This is a genomic window from Saccharopolyspora taberi (assembly GCF_039534165.1).
In the GTDB taxonomy this organism is placed as follows: Bacteria; Actinomycetota; Actinomycetes; order Mycobacteriales; family Pseudonocardiaceae; genus Saccharopolyspora_D; species Saccharopolyspora_D taberi.
Genome location: NZ_BAAAUX010000005.1, coordinates 332,410 through 348,723 on the forward strand (window position 1 = coordinate 332,410; position 16,314 = coordinate 348,723).

The 16,314-nt window shown below is 72.5% G+C and carries 13 protein-coding genes, 2 pseudogenes and 1 riboswitch; of the genes and pseudogenes, 8 read left to right on the forward strand and 7 right to left on the reverse strand.

Features of this window, described 5'->3' with window-relative positions; all coding sequences use genetic code 11:
* Positions 1–574: 574 nt before the first annotated feature.
* A complete protein-coding gene (locus ABD691_RS06200; RefSeq protein WP_344678437.1) occupies positions 575–1,258 on the reverse strand; it encodes a FadR/GntR family transcriptional regulator in 684 nt (227 codons plus the stop codon).
* Between the two features lie 87 nt (positions 1,259–1,345).
* Between ABD691_RS06200 and ABD691_RS06205 the strand changes: the two genes are divergently transcribed.
* Positions 1,346–2,614 carry a CynX/NimT family MFS transporter gene (locus ABD691_RS06205; protein WP_344678438.1) on the forward strand — a complete coding sequence of 423 codons (1,269 nt, stop codon included), beginning with the start codon at positions 1,346–1,348 and terminating at the stop codon, positions 2,612–2,614.
* Between the two features lie 49 nt (positions 2,615–2,663).
* Here ABD691_RS06205 and gdhA read toward each other — a convergent pair whose 3' ends face one another.
* The 4 genes and pseudogenes from gdhA to ABD691_RS06225 form a co-directional block, all read right to left on the reverse strand.
* On the reverse strand, positions 2,664–4,004 hold the full coding sequence (gene gdhA / locus ABD691_RS06210; protein ID WP_425564988.1) for an NADP-specific glutamate dehydrogenase: 1,341 nt from the start codon (positions 4,002–4,004) through the stop codon (positions 2,664–2,666).
* 158 nt (positions 4,005–4,162) lie between these two features.
* Entirely contained in the window at positions 4,163–5,560 is a 1,398-nt protein-coding gene (locus tag ABD691_RS06215; RefSeq protein WP_344678439.1) for a mycothione reductase, read from the reverse strand.
* Positions 5,561–6,098: 538 nt separating this feature from the next.
* Positions 6,099–6,512, reverse strand: a pseudogene (locus ABD691_RS33680) (VanZ family protein); the annotation flags it as partial.
* A 187-nt stretch (positions 6,513–6,699) separates the two neighbouring features.
* Complete coding sequence (locus ABD691_RS06225; RefSeq protein WP_344678442.1) at positions 6,700–7,245, reverse strand: YbhB/YbcL family Raf kinase inhibitor-like protein; 546 nt, start codon at positions 7,243–7,245, stop codon at positions 6,700–6,702.
* Between the two features lie 168 nt (positions 7,246–7,413).
* Here ABD691_RS06225 and ABD691_RS06230 point away from each other — a divergent pair, with 168 nt between their 5' ends.
* The 3 genes from ABD691_RS06230 (at position 7,414) to ABD691_RS06240 (ending at position 10,360) form a co-directional block, all read left to right on the forward strand.
* Entirely contained in the window at positions 7,414–8,358 is a 945-nt protein-coding gene (locus tag ABD691_RS06230) for a sugar kinase (protein ID WP_344678443.1), read from the forward strand.
* 25 nt (positions 8,359–8,383) lie between these two features.
* Positions 8,384–9,295, forward strand: a complete 912-nt coding sequence (locus ABD691_RS06235; protein ID WP_344678444.1) for a D-isomer specific 2-hydroxyacid dehydrogenase family protein — start codon at positions 8,384–8,386, stop codon at positions 9,293–9,295.
* Positions 9,296–9,559: 264 nt separating this feature from the next.
* Positions 9,560–10,360 (forward strand): S1 family peptidase, encoded by an 801-nt coding sequence (locus ABD691_RS06240; protein ID WP_344678445.1) that lies wholly within the window; start codon positions 9,560–9,562, stop codon positions 10,358–10,360.
* 47 nt (positions 10,361–10,407) lie between these two features.
* On the opposite strand, the gene ABD691_RS06245 is transcribed toward ABD691_RS06240, so the two are convergent.
* The gene (locus ABD691_RS06245) at positions 10,408–11,319 is read right to left on the reverse strand and encodes a LysR family transcriptional regulator (protein ID WP_344678446.1); all 912 of its coding nucleotides are present in this window, start codon (positions 11,317–11,319) and stop codon (positions 10,408–10,410) included.
* Positions 11,320–11,445: 126 nt separating this feature from the next.
* Between ABD691_RS06245 and ABD691_RS06250 the strand changes: the two are divergent.
* Positions 11,446–12,453: pseudogene (locus ABD691_RS06250) on the forward strand (MFS transporter); the annotation flags it as partial.
* Between the two features lie 120 nt (positions 12,454–12,573).
* On the opposite strand, the gene ABD691_RS06255 reads toward ABD691_RS06250, so the two are convergent.
* Entirely contained in the window at positions 12,574–13,203 is a 630-nt protein-coding gene (locus ABD691_RS06255) for a LysE family translocator (RefSeq protein WP_344678447.1), read from the reverse strand.
* Between the two features lie 325 nt (positions 13,204–13,528).
* Here ABD691_RS06255 and ABD691_RS06260 point away from each other — a divergent pair, with 325 nt between their 5' ends.
* From ABD691_RS06260 to ABD691_RS06270, 3 genes are all read left to right on the forward strand, one after another.
* Positions 13,529–14,302, forward strand: coding sequence for a S1 family peptidase (locus tag ABD691_RS06260; RefSeq protein WP_344678448.1), 774 nt, complete (start codon positions 13,529–13,531; stop codon positions 14,300–14,302).
* A 73-nt stretch (positions 14,303–14,375) separates the two neighbouring features.
* The gene (locus tag ABD691_RS06265) at positions 14,376–14,843 is read left to right on the forward strand and encodes a GNAT family N-acetyltransferase (RefSeq protein ID WP_344678449.1); all 468 of its coding nucleotides are present in this window, start codon (positions 14,376–14,378) and stop codon (positions 14,841–14,843) included.
* 38 nt (positions 14,844–14,881) lie between these two features.
* A riboswitch (cobalamin riboswitch) is annotated at positions 14,882–15,066 on the forward strand.
* A 37-nt stretch (positions 15,067–15,103) separates the two neighbouring features.
* Positions 15,104–16,314, forward strand: a 1,211-nt coding sequence (locus ABD691_RS06270) for a magnesium chelatase ATPase subunit I (RefSeq protein WP_344678450.1), incomplete at its 3' end; no start/stop codon positions are given.

Below are 16,314 nucleotides of genomic sequence, written 5' to 3' on the forward strand. Positions count from 1 at the left end.
CTCGGCCACCGGGGTCGCCGGTGGCGTGATCGGCGGGGCGTGGCTGACGTCGGTCGCGGGCGATGCGACCGACGCCGGTTTCGACGTCGGCACGGACTACAGCTTCACCGGCTGACGGGGACGGGCTCGTAGAAGCGGTTTCGGCCGCTCGGTGGTGTGTTCCGGGTCGTGGCGCTGGGCGGTTGGTGCGTTTCTGGTCGCGGTTTCGGTCGCTTGACGGTGCGTTTCGGGTCGCGGTTTCGGTCGCTTGGCCGCGTGCTTCGAGTCGCGGCGCTGGGCGGTTGGCCCGTGCAAGCATCGGGTCGTGGCGCGGGCCGCTTCGCCCGCGCACGTTTCTGCAAGCAGCGTCGGCCGTTCGGCCCGCGCAAGCTTCTGATCGCGGCATCGGTCGCTTGGCCCGGGCGCGTTCTCGTAGCCGCACCGGCCGCCTGGCCCGGGCACGCTGCTCGTGGAGACCCCAGCCGCTTGCGCGCACGCTGCTGCAAGCAGCGCCGCCAGCTTGCCCGCGCGCACCGCAACCCGCGCACCGCAACCGGCCCGCGCGCCCCGCACCGCCGAGCGAGTCCTCGGCGGCTCAGGTCGAGCTGTCGCTGTGCTGGGCCAGCAGCTCGTCCAGGAATCCGCCCGCCTCCGCCGCGGCGCGTTCCGGGTCCTGCGCGCGGACCGCGGCCACGAGCTCGGTGTGCGAGACGTGCTCCTCCGGCGGGATCTCCGGGTCGAACGATGACGCGACGCTGGAGCGGACCGCCTCGATGATCCCCTCGTAGAGGCCGATCAGCACCGGGTTGTGCGAGGCGCGCACCAGGCGCAGGTGGAAGTCGGCGTCCTTGGTGATCACCGTTTCGCGGTCGAGCCTGCGCACCGCGTCGTCGCGGTCCCGCAGGCAGGCCTCGATCTCCAGCACGTCTTCCTCGGTCCGCGCGGTCGCGGCCAGCCGTGCGCCTTCGACCTCCAGCGCCCTGCGCACTTCGAGGACGTGCAGCAGCTCGTCCCCGCACAGCTTGCGCACCGCGCCGGAGATCTCGCTGGTGGCGCGGACGAACGTGCCGTCGCCCTGGCGGACCTCCAGCTGCCCGGAGTGCGCGAGCGCCCGCACGGCTTCGCGCACCGTGTTGCGGCCCACGCCGAGCGCTGTGACCAGTTCCGCTTCCGGCGGGATGCGGCTGCCCAGCGGCCATTCGCCGCTGGCCATGAGCTCGCGCAGCTGGTCGATGACCTGATCGACCAGCCCGGTCCGCTTCGTGGTGACCAAAGGCACTCAGAGGTCCTTTCGTCCAAACATCCTATGTTTGACATACTAGTACCGATGTCCATGAACCCGCGCAACCAGTATGTCCCTGACCATGTGATCGACCAGGATGCCAGCTCCCCTCCGCCTGACCAGCACCGCTCCGGGCTGCGGCTGGAGAACGACGGAGCTGCCGAACCCGTCCTGCCGAACCGGCACACCGCGATCGCCGGCGGCGGGCTGCTGCTGGCCGGGGTGGCCCTCGCCGCGGCGAACATGCGGCCTGCGGTCACGAGTCTGGCGTCGGTGCTCGGGGAGGTCCGCGACTCCTTGGGCGCGAGCAGCACGTGGGCGAGCGTCGTCACGACGGTGCCCACCCTGTGCTTCGGCGCCGCGGGCATCGCGGCGCCGCTGCTGGCGCGGCGGATGGGGATGAACCGCGTGGTCGGCGTCGCGCTGGCGGTCCTGACCGCCGCGATGCTGCTGCGCGTGGTCGACGGGCCGTGGACCGTGCTGGCCGGGACCGTGCTGGTCTGCGCCGCCATCGCGATGTGCAACGTGCTGATCCCGGTGGTGGTCAAGGAGTCGTTCCCGAACCGGGTCGGCATGGCCACCGGGCTCTACACGACCGCGATGGCCGCGGGCGGCTCGGCCGGATCGGCGCTGACGCCGTGGATGCAGCACTCCACCGGCAGCTGGCAGCTCGCACTGGCCACCTGGGCGGTGGTCGCGCTCGCCGCGCTGCTCGTGTGGACGATGGCGACCCGGCGCGGCACCGCGACCACGCGGGCGCCGGAGACCAAGGTCGCGGGGGAGCGGCGATCGCTGGCGCGCAGCCCGCTGGCCTGGGCGGTCACCGCGTACTTCGGGATGCAGTCGCTGGTCGCCTACGTCGTGATGGGCTGGCTGCCCGAGGTGTTCAAGGGCGCGGGCATGGACGCCACCAGCGCGGGCGCGCTGCTGGGCCTGCTGCTGCTGGTGGGCGTGCCGATCAACATGGTGCTGCCGCCGCTGGTGACCAAGACCCGCGGCCAGTCCGGCTGGGCGATCGGCCTCGCCGTGCTGACCGCGAGCGGCTTCGCCGGGCTGCTGCTGGCGCCGCTGGGCGCGCCGGTGCTGTGGGCGCTGCTGATCGGCGTCGGCATGAGCGCGTTCCCGCTCGCGCTGGTGTTCATCTCGCTGCGCACGAGCAACGCCGCCGAGACCGGGCAGCTCTCGGCGATGTCGCAGAGCTTCGGCTACCTGATCGCCTCGTTCGGCCCGTTCCTGTTCGGCGTGCTCCACGATGTGACCGGCGGCTGGTCGGGCTCGCTGATCACGGTGCTGGTGATCGTGGTGACCCAGGGCGTGGTGGGCGTCTTCGCGGGACGTCCCCGCACGGTCTGAGCTCGTGCGGCGTCCGCGCGGAACCACCGTTCCGCGCGGACGCGCGTGATCAGACCAGGCCGAGCCGCAGCATCGCGTCCGCGACCGCGGTGAAGCCCGCGATGTTGGCCCCGGCGACGTAGTTGCCGGGCATGCCGTACTCCTCGGCGGTGGCGAAGCAGCGGGCGTGCACGTCCTTCATGATCGCCTCCAGCCTCTGCTCGGTGAACTCGAAGCTCCAGCTGTCCCGCGAGGCGTTCTGCTGCATCTCCAGCGCGGAGGTCGCGACCCCGCCGGCGTTGGCGGCCTTGCCCGGGCCGAAGGCCACCTCGGCGTCCAGGAACGCCCGGATCGCCTGCGGCGTGGCGGGCATGTTGGCGCCCTCGCCGACGGCGGTGCAGCCGTTGCGGATCAGCGTCGCGGCGTCGTCACCGGTCAGCTCGTTCTGGGTCGCCGACGGCATCGCCACCTGGCACGGCACGTCCCACACAGAGCCGTCCTGGACGTACTTGGCCCCGCCGCGCCGGTCGGCGTAGACGCCGATGCGCTCCCGCTCGACCTCCTTGACCTGCTTGAGCAGGTCGAGGTCGATGCCGTTCTCGTCGTAGACGTAGCCGGAGGAGTCCGAGCAGGCGACCACGGTGCCGCCGAGCTGGTGCACCTTCTCGATGCTGTAGATCGCGACGTTGCCGGAACCCGACACCACGACCTGCTTGCCCTCGAACGACTCGCCGCGCGCGGCGAGCATCTCGTCGACGAAGTACGCGCAGCCGTAGCCGGTGGCCTCGGTGCGCACCCGCGCACCGCCCAGCGACAGGTGCTTGCCGGTGAGCACGCCCGACTCGTAGCGGTTGGTGATCCGCTTGTACTGGCCGAACAGGTAGCCGATCTCCCGGCCGCCGACGCCGATGTCCCCCGCGGGCACGTCGGTGTGCTCGCCGACGTGCCGGTAAAGCTCGGTCATGAAGCTCTGGCAGAACCGCATGATCTCGCGGTCCGAGCGGCCCTTGGGATCGAAGTCCGCGCCGCCCTTGCCGCCGCCGATCGGCAGTCCGGTGAGGGCGTTTTTGAAAATCTGCTCGAAGCCGAGGAACTTCACGATGCCCTGGTAGACCGACGGGTGGAAGCGGAGCCCGCCCTTGTACGGCCCGAGCGCGCTGTTGAACTCGACCCGGAAACCGCGGTTGATGTGCACCTCACCGCGGTCGTCCTCCCACGGCACGCGGAACACGATGAACCGCTCCGGCTCGCAGATCCGCTCGATGACCTTCTGCTCGGCGTATTCGGGGTGCTTGACCAGGACCGGACCGACGCTTTCCAGGACCTCGCGAACGGCCTGGTGGAATTCGGATTCGCCCCGGTTGCGCTGGACGATGTCGTCGTAGATCGGTTCGAGCTGTGCGTGCAGCACCAGATCACCCTTCTCTGCTGGTGAAAATCCGCGTCGAGTGACAGGAAAATCCCGAACGAGCCACGCCCGTTTGGGTGCCGGGTGTCAGCAGATTAACGATGTGCAACTGGCGTGCCTATGCCGCATTTCACCGCGCGCGCACTTGAACGATCATGGGATCAGTTCAGCGGCAGGTTCAACAGCGCGTTCTCGACCAGCTCGGGCATCGCCGGGTGGATCCAGTACTGACCGCGCGCCATCGTGCGGGCGTCCAGGCCGAACTGCATCGCCTGGATCAGCGGCTGGATCAGGGTCGGCGCCTGCGGGCCGATGATGTGCGCGCCGAGCAGCTGCCCGGTCGCCGGATCGGCCAGCAGCTTGGCGAACCCGGAGTGGTCCTCCAGCGCCCAGCCGTAGGCGATGCTCGCGTAGTCCTGGGTGGACGTGACGTAGTCGACGCCGCGCAGCTGGGCCTCCTGCTCGGTGAGGCCGACCGACGCGATCTGCGGCGAGGAGAACACCGCGTGCGGCACGTACTGGTGGTCGGACTCGATCGGCGCGTCCGGGTGCAGGAGGTTGTGCTGCACGACCCGCATCTCGTGGTTGGCCACGTGCTTGAGCTCGTGCGCCGAGCTGATGTCGCCCAGCGCCCACACGCCGTCGACCGAGGTCAGCTGGGTCGCGTCCACCTTGATCTTGCCGCCGTCGCCGACCTCCAGGCCACCGGCCGCCGGGTCGAGCAGGTCGGTGTTGGGCACCCGGCCGGTGGCCACCAGCAGGACCTCGGCCTCCAGCGCCTCCGGCCCGTCCGGGCCCTCCAGGTGCAGCCTGGTCACCGTTGCGTCGCGCTCGACGCCGATCTCCTTGCGGTTCAGCCGCAGGTCCCAGCGCTCGGCCGCGAGCTCGGTGAACCGCTGCGAGACGTCGGCGTCCTCGGAGCGCAGGACCCGCCCGGAGCGGCCGACCATCGTGACCTCCACGCCCAGCGCGGAGAAGACGTGCGCGAACTCGGCGCCGACGAAGCCGGTGCCCAGGATGATCATCCTGCGGGGCAGCTCGTCGAGCCGCATCACCGAGTCGCTGGTGTGGTAGCCGACCGACTCGATGCCCGGGATCTCCGGCACCGCGGGCCTGCCGCCCGCGGCCAGCACGAACCGGTCCGCGGTGATCGTCTCGGTGCCGTCGCCGGTCTCCACGGCCAGCTGCTTGACGCCGGTGAACTTGCCCGTGCCCTCGAACAGCGTGACGTTCGGGTTGCCCTCGGCCCGGTACCGCCTGCCACCGGTGGCGATCTCGTCGATCCGGCCGAAGATCCGGTCGCGGATCTCCCGCCAGCGCACGTCGCGCAGCTCCAGGTCGACCCCGAGCTTGGTCCCGGAGGCGGGAGCGGCGGCCACGTCGGCGGTGTGGACGAACATCTTCGTCGGGATGCAGCCGACGTTCAGGCAGGTGCCGCCGTAGTTCCCGGTGCTCCCGACGCCCTTCTCGACGATGGCCACGTTCCAGTCGGCGAACCGGTCGTCCAGGATCGAGTTGCCGGATCCGGAGCCGATGATGACGAGATCGAAGTGTCGCACGTGTCCATCCTGCATCAAGTGTCGGAAGCGGGGCGGTCCCGCGGCGGGCGTCGGTCACGTTCAACCCGGCGAGCAGGCCGGTGATTCCCCGCGCGCCCGGAATTCCGGTCACACCGGCCGCGTGCACCGCGCACCACACCGCCGCCGGGAGGTACCAGCCCGCCTCCAGCATCAGGCCGACCCCGCCGATGCCGGTGAGCCAGCGCAGGAGGATCGCGCTCACCTGCGGCGCAGCACCGTCCGGGCGAACCGCGCGGAGCCGGACGATGTGCTGGCCGGGGCTGGTTCCGCGCCCGATCAGCGAGAGCCCGAGCAGAGCGCAGGCAGGTAGCGCTCCGGGCAGGCCGAAGCAGGACGCGATGACGCCGAGCCAGCACAGGACGAGCAGGTCGCAGCACATGCCGAGCAGGCGGCGGTACGCGGTGACCGGGCGCGGCAGGTGCGGTGGCGCGGTGCTCCTCCGGCCGAGCGGCAGGCGCCGGACCAGGAGAGCACCGGCCAGCGCGCCCGCGGTGTTGGCGATCAGGTCGTCGACGTCGAACAGCCGGTACGCGCAGGGGTAGAGCGCCCAGATCCCGGTCGCCTGGGTCAGCTCGACCGCCAGCGAGACAGCGAGCCCGAGCAGCACCGCGCGGGCCGCGTTGCGCGCGAGCGCGCCGAGCGGGACGAACAGCGCGATGTTGAGTCCGAATTGGACGATCCCGCCGGTGCCGCCGAGCGGCACCAGCTGCGGTGGCCGGTGCGGGCAGATTCCCCGTGGTGGCAACGGAAGCAGCACGTAGGCGACGAGCCCGCAGGCGTAGAGCAGGCCCGCGAACCCGGCCGCGAGCGTGCGCGCGGGCAGTTCTCCGCGCAGCCGGTGCTCGCGCGCCGCGAAGGGCGCGAGCAGCAGCGCGGCCAGCGCCAGCGCGACCAGCGCCGCGATGACGGCGGGCAGTATCCGGCCGTTCACCCTGACCTCCCGAAGCCGACGGTGTCCGCGACGCGGTCGCGGACACCGAGCGGCGGCCGGGCGAACACGTCGTCACGTGAAAAGAGGCGCGAACACCCCGGCCTGATTCAGTTTCGGGAGGAAAAGCCGGATCCAGAGCCCGGATTCAGCTCTTCCGGGTGGAATTCCGCCCGGAAGCAGCCGCGACCTAGTGGGCGTAGGTCGGGGTGATGACCGCGCGGGCCAGCGTGTGGAAGGCGAGGTTGAAGCTGACCACGGCGGGGCTCGCGTTCTCGTCGACGCCGAGCTTGTCGGTGTCGACCGCGTGCACGACGAAGTAGTAGCGGTGCGGGCGGTCACCGGGCGGCGGGGCGGCTCCGGCGTAGGCGCGCTCACCCAGGTCGTTGGCCACGGCGAACGAGCCCGCCGGGACGCCCCGGCCGTCGCGGCTGCCCGCGTCGGTGGCCAGTTCGGTGACGTCGGCGGGGATGTCGACCAGCGCCCAGTGCCAGAACCCGCCGGGGATCGGGGCGTCCGGGTCGAAGCAGGTGACCACGAAGCTCCTGGTCTCGGCGGGGAACCCGCTCCAGCTCAGCTGCGGCGAGCGGTTCTGCCCGCCCGCGCCCATGCCGTCGTTGACGTGGGCAGGCGACATCGGGCCCCCGTCGGTCACGTCGGTCGAGGTGACGGTGAAGGACGGGACCGCGGGCAGCAGCGAGTACGGGTCCGGGTCGATCGGGCGGTCGAGGCTCATCTCGTGCTTCCTCCTGCGTCGGGATCGGGGGCGAAGATCACTCGTTCGCCAGCGTAGTTGGGAGGTCGGGGGGATGTGTCCTGGCCGACGATGTGCACATAGTGCAAACGGTATGTGTATTTCGCAGACGGGAGTGGCTAGTCTGCGAACCGACGCGAGGAGGCCGACGTGGCGGAAGTGCTGTGCCTGGGCGAGACCATGGCGCTGGTGGCTCCGGCCGAACCGGTCGCGCTGGAGGTGGCGGAGTCGTTCACCCTGGCCGCGGGCGGCGCCGAGTCCAACGTGGCCGTGCACCTGGCCGCGCTCGGGCACCGGGTCGAGTGGGCGAGCAGGCTCGGGGCGGATCCGCTCGGCAGGCGGCTGCTGGCGGCCGTCGAGCGCGCCGGGGTCGGCACCGGGCCGGTCGAGATCCGGTCCGACGCGCCGACCGGCGTCTACTTCAAGGACCCCGGTCCGGACGGCACGACGGTGCACTACTACCGGGCCGGTTCCGCCGCGTCCACAATGGACGAGAACTTCCTGTCCGACGAGCAGGTGGAACAGCCCCGCCTGCTGCACCTGAGCGGCATCACGCCCGCGCTGTCGGCGGGCTGCGACCGGCTGGTGCGCCGGCTGCTCCGGCGCCGCGGCCCGGTCTCCTTCGACGTCAACCACCGGCCCGCCCTGTGGCCGGCCGAGCAGGCCGCCGGTCCGCTGCGCGAGCTCGCCCAGCAGGCCGACATCGTGTTCGTCGGGCTGGACGAGGCGACCGCGCTGTGGGGCGTGCGCACCGCCGAGGACGTGCGGCGCGAGCTCGACCGCCCGCGCACGGTGGTCGTCAAGGACGCCGCCAACACCGCGACGGCGTTCGGGGAGGCCGTGGCCGTGGTTCCCGCGCCGAAGGTCGAGGTCGTCGAGCCGGTCGGCGCCGGTGACGCGTTCGCCGCCGGTTACCTGTCCGGGCTCCTGCGCGGCGATGACGGCGTGCGGCGGCTGCGCCGCGGGCACCTGCTGGCCGCGCACAGCCTGCTCAGCACCGAGGACCACTCGACGCCGCCGGACGCCGAGTCGATCGCCGAATGGCTGGCCTGCGACGACCGGACCTGGAACGACCTGAGCTTCAGCGCGGGCTGAAGCGCTTTCACGCGGAGGAGGAGCAGTGAAGATCCACGTCGGACCGGTCGCCGTGCCCGAGCTGGAGGAGGCGGTCCGGGCCGCCGGTGCCGAACTGGGTTCGGCGGAGGAGGCGTCCGCGCTCGTCTGGTTCGGCGCGGGGCCGGAGCGGTTCGCCGAGTTCGCGCATTCCGGGATCGAGTGGGTCCAGCTCCCCGCCGCCGGTATCGAGTCCTGGGTGGAAAGCGGTGCGCTGCGCGGGGGAATCCGCTTCACCTCGGCGGCGGGGACCTACGCCGAGACGGTCGCCGAGCACACCCTGGCGCTGATGCTGGCAGGCACCCGCCAGCTGCACACCATGGCGCGGGCAGGCCGCTGGGAGCAGCCGGAGGGCATCCGCTCGCTGTTCGGCGCGACCGTCGGCATCCTCGGCGCGGGCGGGATCGGCCGCGCGCTGATCCGGCTGCTGGCGCCCTTCGGGGTCCGGGTGCTGGCGGTGAACCGCTCGGGCAAGCCGGTCGACGGCGCCGACCGGACCTGGGCCGCCGACGACGCCGAGGGCGTGCGCGAGCTGCTGACCGGGTCCGACTTCGTCGTCGTCGCGGCACCGGCCACCGCCGCGACGGCGAAGCTGGTCGACGCCGGGGCGCTGGCGCTGATGAAGCCGGACGCGTGGCTGGTCAACGTCGCGCGCGGGTCGCTGGTCGACACCGACGCGCTGGTCGATGCGCTGGCGGCGGGCCGGCTCGGGGGCGCCGCGCTGGACGTCACGGACCCGGAGCCGCTGCCCGCCGGGCACCCGCTGTTCAGCGAGCCCCGCGCGCTCGTCTCGCCGCACACCGCCAACCCGAAGTCCCTGCTCATCCCCGCTTTGGCGCGCCGGGTGGAGGAGAACACGCGGCGCTACCTCGCGGGAGAACCGTTGCTGGGCGAGGTGGATCCGGCGGCGGGCTACTGATTCCGTTCCCGGTGTTCGTGATCCGCCGGGAAACGCCGGGAAAACCGTTGCCGGCAACGGAACCCGCGATAGTCCACAGTGGATTTTGTAGCTCGCGCGAGTGATCTTTGCCGGTGTGTGTCACCTGTTCGAGTGGTAACCCGGGGTCCGGCTGAATCGAAATCGGGCTGGGCCGCTCTCTCTCGTGGACACTTTGTCGAGCCGGAGGCGGGACCGGTCGCCGAGGACCGGGCCGGAGGGCTCCGGGGGGAGGAGAGCAGCGAGATGGCACGGACGTTGCGTCGGAGCTGGCCGTTTCTGGGGGTGGCCGGGGCGGCGGTGCTGTCGTCGGCCCTGTTGAGCCCGATGGCGGCCGGGGTGGAGACCGACACGGTGACCTCGAAGATCGTCGGCGGGCAGCCGGCGAGCATCGCCGACCACCCGTGGGTGGTCTTCCTGACCGATGCGCAGGGCAGCCAGCGCTGCGGCGGCACGCTGGCCGCGCCGGACAAGGTCGTGACCGCCGCGCACTGCGTGCACGGCGAGAGCAACGACGCGGTCCAGGTCGTGGCGGGGCGGCAGAAGCTCGACGGCACCGACGGCACCGCGGCCAAGGTGACCAACATCTGGGTGCACCCGAACTACCAGAGCGCGAGCGGCGGATCGGACGTCGCGGTCCTGACGCTCGACCAGCAGGTGGCCGGCGAACCGCTGCCGGTGGCGTCGAAGTCCGACTCCGGGCTCTACGAACCGGGCACCCCGAGCACGGTGCTCGGCTGGGGGCGGACCGCGGAGAACGGCCAGCAGTCCAACGAACTGCTCAAGGCGGACGTCCAGGTGCTGGCCGACCAGGACTGCTCCACGCCGTACGGCGAGCAGTACAAGCCGGACACGATGACCTGCGCCGGGGTGCCCAACGGCGGCGTGGACGCCTGCCAGGGCGACTCCGGCGGACCGCTCGTCGCGGGCGACAAGCTGATCGGGATCGTCTCGTGGGGCAACGGCTGTGCGCGGCCGGGCAACCCCGGTGTCTACACCAGGGTCGCGACCTTCCACGACGACATCCAGGCGCAGCTGGGCGGCTGACCACCAGGCGTTCGACGGGGCCGGGGCGTGCGGGCGCCCCGGCCCCGTCATGTCCGGGGGACCAACCCCAGCTCGGGCCCGAGCTCGCGGGACAGCTTGGTCGCGACGCTGCGCATCAGCCGCACCTCGGGTCTGCGGTCGCCGGTGCGGGTGGCCAGCACGCTCTGGTCCCAGGGGGCGTCGACCACCGGCACGAACGCCGTGCCCGGCCAGGGGTAGTAGCGGGTGAAGGACGCGAGGCTGGACCCCGCGCCGCGACCGAGCGCGGCGCTGGTGAGCACGTCGTGCGGGGTGAGGGCGGTGTCCGGGATCCGCCTCGGCGCCTCGCCGCCGCGCGCCGCGGCGAAGTAGAGGTAGTCGGTGAACGAGCGCGGGGTGTGCTCGGGCATGCTCAGGAACGGCAGGTCGAGGATGTCGGCCAGCCGGACACCGGGCGCCTCGGCCACCGGCCAGGAGTCGGGGACGACGACGACCCGCTGCTCGGTGGTCAGCACGTCGACCGTGATCCGCTCGTCGACCGGGGCGGGCCGGACGAACGCGACGTCCACCCGGTCCTCCAGCAGCGCCGACTCGCCCTCGCTGAAGTCGAGGGTGACCACCGCGATCCGCAGGTCCGGCCGGGCGCGCCGCAGCGCGCGCATCGACGCCGGGGTCAGCTCCGCCGAGCCGTGGCCCATGATCCCGACCCGGAAGGGCCGGTCGTCGACCCGCAGGTCGGCCAGGTCCGCGGCGGCCGCGTTGGCCGTGTCGATCAGCACCCTCGCGTGCTTGACCAGCCGTTCGCCCGCTGGCGTCAGCTCCACCGGCGCGCGGGTCAGCAGGGTGCTCCCGAGCTGCCGTTCGAGCTGCTGGACGTGGCCGGTCACCGCGGCGCGGGACAGGTAAAGCCGCGCGGCGGCCCGGCCGAAGTGCTTCTCCTCGGCCACGGCGAGGAAGGAGGCCAACCGCCGCAGATCCATGCGCTCAAGCGTAATTCGCGAGGGCACCTCGGCCGGTGTAAGGCCGCACACCCACGAAGGGAGCAGCGTTCACGTTTTCCGAACGAGGGGTGCGTCCGCGTCCGGCGCTGCCGTGGACTGGCGGACATGAAAAGTTCTTGGTTCCGCGCGGCCTTCCTGCTGACCGCCGCGGGCTGGGGCGCGAACCAGTTCTCCTCGCTGCTCACCGCCTACGGCATCCACCTCGGCCTGTCGCCGACGACCGTCACCAGCCTGTTCGCCGTCTACGTCGCCGGGCTGCTGCCCGGGCTCCTGCTGGGCGGCCCGGTCGCGGACCGGCTGGGCCGCAGGCCCGTCGCGTTCGGGGCGATCGGGATCAGCGCGGTCGGCACCGCCGCGCTCATGCTCGGCCCGGCCGGCACGCCGTGGCTGTTCGCGGGACGGCTGCTGACCGGGCTGAGCACGGGCGCGGCGCTGGCGGCCGGGAGCGCGTGGGTCAAGGAGCTCTCGGCCGACCTGGGAAGCGGCGCGCGGCGCGCGGGACTGCTGCTCTCGGCGGGGTTCAGCGCGAGCGGTCTGGTCTCGGCGGCCATCGCGCAGTGGCTGCCGCATCCGATGGTCACCGCTTACATCCCGCACCTCGTGCTGTGCGCGGGTGCGTTCGCGCTCGCCGCGAGCGTCCCGGAGACCAGGCCGGTCCCCGTCGCGTCCGCGCCGCGCGCCAGCGGGATCCGGGACCCGCGGTTCCGGTGGCTGGTCGTCCCGGTCGCGCCGTGGGTGTTCCTGGCGCCGTCCGTCGGTTTCGGCGTGCTGCCCGGCCTGGTCGACGGCGGGCTGACCGGTTTCGAAACGATCTACGCCGGAATCGCCACCGCCGTGACGCCGGGCAGCGGGCTGCTGACGCAGCCGCTCGCCCGCAGGCTCGCCGCGCGCCGCGCCACCGCGCCCGCTGTCGCGGGCCTGCTGACGGTGGCCGCGGGCCTGGCCCTGGCGGTCCCGGCCGTCCTGGGATCCGCACCGGTGACCGCGCTGGCGGCCGACCTCCTGCTCGGCGGCGGGTACGGGATGCTCGTGACCTACTGCCTCACCGAGGTCGGCCGGATCGCGCCGCCCTCGCGGCTGGCCTGGCTGACCGCCGTGTTCTGGGTGCTGGCCTACGTGGGCTTCTGCGCGCCGTTCGCGTTCGCGCTGCTGACCGGGATCGCGTCGCCGCCGGTGATCCTGGCGGTGACCGCGGCGCTCGCGCTGCTCACCTGCGCCCTGGTCGCGGGCCGGTCAGCTCGCGACCAGGCCGACGGAGATCGTCAGGAACGCCGCCGCGCTGATCATGTCCAGCGACTTGGCGAACCTCGGGTGCCGCAGCCGGTCGGCGATGCGCGCGGCGGCGAGCACGATGGTCAGCTCCCACCCGGCGGCCAGCACCAGGAAGACGACCGCGAGCCCGATCAGCTGCACGGCGGGGTCGGCCGCTGACCCCACGAACTGCGGCAGGAAGGCCAGGCTGAACAGCAGCATCTTCGGGTTGGTGATGTTGCTCAGGAAGCCCCGGACGAAGGGGTTGGCGGTATCGGCGGGCCCGGTCGCGGCCAGCCCGCCCGCCGCGGACTCCTTCCTGGTCAGCCACAGCCCGCGCAGGATCGTCGCGGCGAGGTAGACCAGGTACGCCGCGCCGATCCACTTCAGCACCGACAGCACCGCGGGCTGCCGGGTGATCAGCGCGCCGAGGCCGGAGATCACGGCCGCGACCTGGACGATGCTCGCGCTGTGGATCCCGGCGAGCGTGAGCAGCCCCGGGCGCACCCCCGAGCGCAGGGAGGTGCGCAGCAGGAGGAACGCGTCGACGCCGGGCGTGAGGATCACGATCGCGCTGGCGAGCAGGAAGGCGGGCATCGGGGTCAGGTCCATGAGCGTGCGGTCCTTCCTGCTCGGGGCGTGCGGCGTCGACCGGCGCGGCACGGCCGGGTGTCACTTGATCGGGCGTATCTCGGCAGGCGCTGGGCGCAGGCCAGCGGTCCCGAGGCCGTGGGGCGTCGGGACCGAATGGTTCCGGGGCGGATGAGCGACGGTGCGACTCAGCGGTGAGCCGCAAATTTTCCCGCCGCAATCCATCTTAACGAAATATTTTCCCGCTCGCCTGTGAGTTGTGCCTCCTGATGTTCCGGTGATCAGGTCGCTACGGTGTGCCGTTGGCATGGCCCGGGAGATGTGGAGGCTGGACGTGGAGCACGGAATGCAGCGGGCGCTTCTGGTGGCGGGCGCGGTGACCGCGCTGGCAGGCGCGCACCCGGTGGCCGCGGCGGACGCGCCCGAGCCGCGCGTGCTCGGCGGATCGGCCACGACCCCGGCCGACGCCCCGTGGATCGTGGCGCTGACCGACGACGCGGGCAACCAGTTCTGCGGCGGAGCGCTGATCAGCCCGGTCAAGGTGGTCACCGCCGCGCACTGCGCGGTCGACCCGATCACCGGGGCGCGGCGGTCGCCGCGGGAGCTGCGCGCGGTCACCGGCCGGGTGGATCTGAGGACCCAGGAGGGCACGGTCAGCGAGGTCGAGCGGGCGTGGGTGCACCCGCAGTACCGCGGCTTCGCGCGCGGCCACGACGTCGCGGTGCTCACGCTGCGCGCGCCCGTGCAGCAGCAGCCGGTCGAGCTGGTCGCGCCGGACGACGCCGCGCGGTACCAGCCGGGAACGGTCGGCCGGGTCTACGGCTGGGGCCAGACCGCGGAGTCCGGGGAGCGGTCGCAGGTGCTCCAGTCGGTCGAGGTCCCGGTGAACACCGACGAGGACTGCGGGCGCGCCTACGGCGACTTCGACGCGAAGTCGATGTTCTGCGCCGGAGCCCCCGAGGGCGGCCGGGACGCCTGCACCGGCGACTCCGGCGGGCCGTTCGTGGTCGACGGCAGGCTGACCGGGGTGGTGTCGTTCGGCACCGGCTGCGGGCGGCCGGACGCGCCCGGGGTCTACACCCGGCTGTCCGGGTTCGCCGGGGAGATCGCCGGGGCCTGACCGACGTGGCGTCGGCAACTCCGGGCCTGCGGGAATTCCGTGGTCACCACCGGTGTGTGATATCCAGGTAAGGGTGACCCTCCAACCTCTCGCGACCTCCGTGCACCGCGCCTACACCGCGGATCTCGACGCCGAAGACTTCTACCGGATGCTGCGGTTGCGGGTCGACGTGTTCGTGGTCGAGCAGGCGTGCGCCTACCCCGAACTCGACGGTCGTGATCTGGAGGATTCCACCAGGCACTTCTGGATCGACTCCGCCGACGGTTACGTGCTCGGCTACCTGCGGCTGCTGGAGGATCCGGACGGCACCCTGCGGATCGGCCGGGTCTGCACCGCCCGGGCCGCCCGCGGCCTCGGGCTCGCGCGCAAGCTGATGCGCGCCGCGGTGGCCGAGATCGGCCGCGCGCCTTCGGTGCTCTCCGCGCAGACCTACGCGCTGGACTTCTACCGCTCCTTCGGATTCGCCGAGACCGGCGAGGAGTACCTGGAGGACGGCATCCCGCACGTCGACATGCGCCGCGATCCCGCCGCCGCCAAGTAGTGTCCCTCGTTACTGCGCGCCGCCACCCGTGATCGTCGTCTGCGACGATGCACGGTGGTCCACAAGCAAGAGGTGCGTCAGGAAGCCGGTGCGAGTCCGGCACGGTCGGCGCCACTGTGACCGGGGAGCGGACCTCCCCCGCGAGCCACCGGGGTGACCTGGGAAGGCCGGAGGGACCGCGGCGAGCCGGGAGTCAGGACACTGCCGCCTCTTGTTCCCACCACCCGGGGCGTCCGAGACCCGAGGAAGGAACTGCTGGCATGACAGCTGCGCGCTATCCGTTCTCCGCCGTGGTCGGCCACGATGACCTGCGGCTGGCGCTGCTGCTCAACGCGGTGCACCCGCGCATCGGCGGGGTGCTGGTGCGGGGCGAGAAGGGCACCGCGAAATCGACGATCGTGCGCGCGCTGGCGGCGTTGCTGCCCGAGCTGGAGGTCGTGCCGGACTGCCGGTTCGGCTGCGCCCCGCTCGATGCCGACCCGCGGTGCCCCGACGGTCCGCATGACGGCGAGCGCCCGCTGCTGCGGCCCGCGCAGCTCGTCGAGCTGCCGGTGGGCGCGACCGAGGACCGCCTGGTCGGGTCGCTGGACCTGGAGCGGGCGCTGGCCGACGGGGTCCGCGCCTACCAGCCCGGCCTGCTCGCGGCGGCGCACCGCGGGGTGCTCTACGTCGACGAGGTGAACCTGCTGCACGACCACCTGGTCGACCTGCTGCTGGACGCCTCGGCGATGGGGCGCGCGCACGTCGAGCGCGAGGGCGTCTCGGTGTCGCACGCGGCGTCGTTCCTGCTGGTGGGAACCATGAACCCGGAGGAGGGCGAGCTGCGCCCGCAGCTGCTCGACCGGTTCGGCCTCACCGTGCACGTCGCGGCATCGCGCGACGTCGACACCCGGACCGAGGTCGTCCGGCGCAGGCTCGCGTTCGAGGCGGACCCCGCCGGTTTCGCGCGGAAGTGGGAAGCCGAGGACGCCGCGCTCGCCGAGCGGATCGTCGCTGCCCGCGAGCGGGTGGAGGCGGTCGCGCTGCCCGACTCCGAGCTGCGCCGGATCTCCGCGCTGTGCGCCGCGTTCGAGGTCGACGGCATGCGCGCGGACCTCGTGGTGGCCCGGACCGCGGTCGCGCACGCCGCGTGGCGCGGCGCCGACGAAGTTGCCGAGGCCGACGTGGAGGCGGCGGCGCGGCTGGCGCTGCCGCACCGGCGGCGCCGTGACCCGTTCGACGAGCCGGGCGTGGAGGAGGAGCAGCTCCAGCAGGCGTTGTCGGAGGCGGCGGAGCACGCCGACGGCGGTGACGAGGAGCCGGACGGCGGCGGCGAGGCCGGCGAGGAGCCGGACGGCGATGAGGGGCCCGGCGGAGCCGGGAGGGGGCCGGACGACGACGGGCCGGACGGCCCGGAGGACGGACCCGGCGGCGGCGCGGGGGCTCCGGAGGAGTCCCCCGAGCAGCGCGGGAAGGCGCCCGCGGAGCGGCC

Coding starts and splice junctions, on each gene's coding strand:
- ABD691_RS06225 (WP_344678442.1), bottom strand. CDS start 7,245: ATGAGCCTCGACCGCCCGATCGACCCGGACCCGTACTCGCTGCTGCCC.
- ABD691_RS06240 (WP_344678445.1), top strand. CDS start 9,560: ATGGCACGGACGTTGCGTCGGAGCTGGCCGTTTCTGGGGGTGGCCGGG.
- ABD691_RS06245 (WP_344678446.1), bottom strand. CDS start 11,319: ATGGATCTGCGGCGGTTGGCCTCCTTCCTCGCCGTGGCCGAGGAGAAG.
- ABD691_RS06255 (WP_344678447.1), bottom strand. CDS start 13,203: ATGGACCTGACCCCGATGCCCGCCTTCCTGCTCGCCAGCGCGATCGTG.
- ABD691_RS06260 (WP_344678448.1), top strand. CDS start 13,529: ATGCAGCGGGCGCTTCTGGTGGCGGGCGCGGTGACCGCGCTGGCAGGC.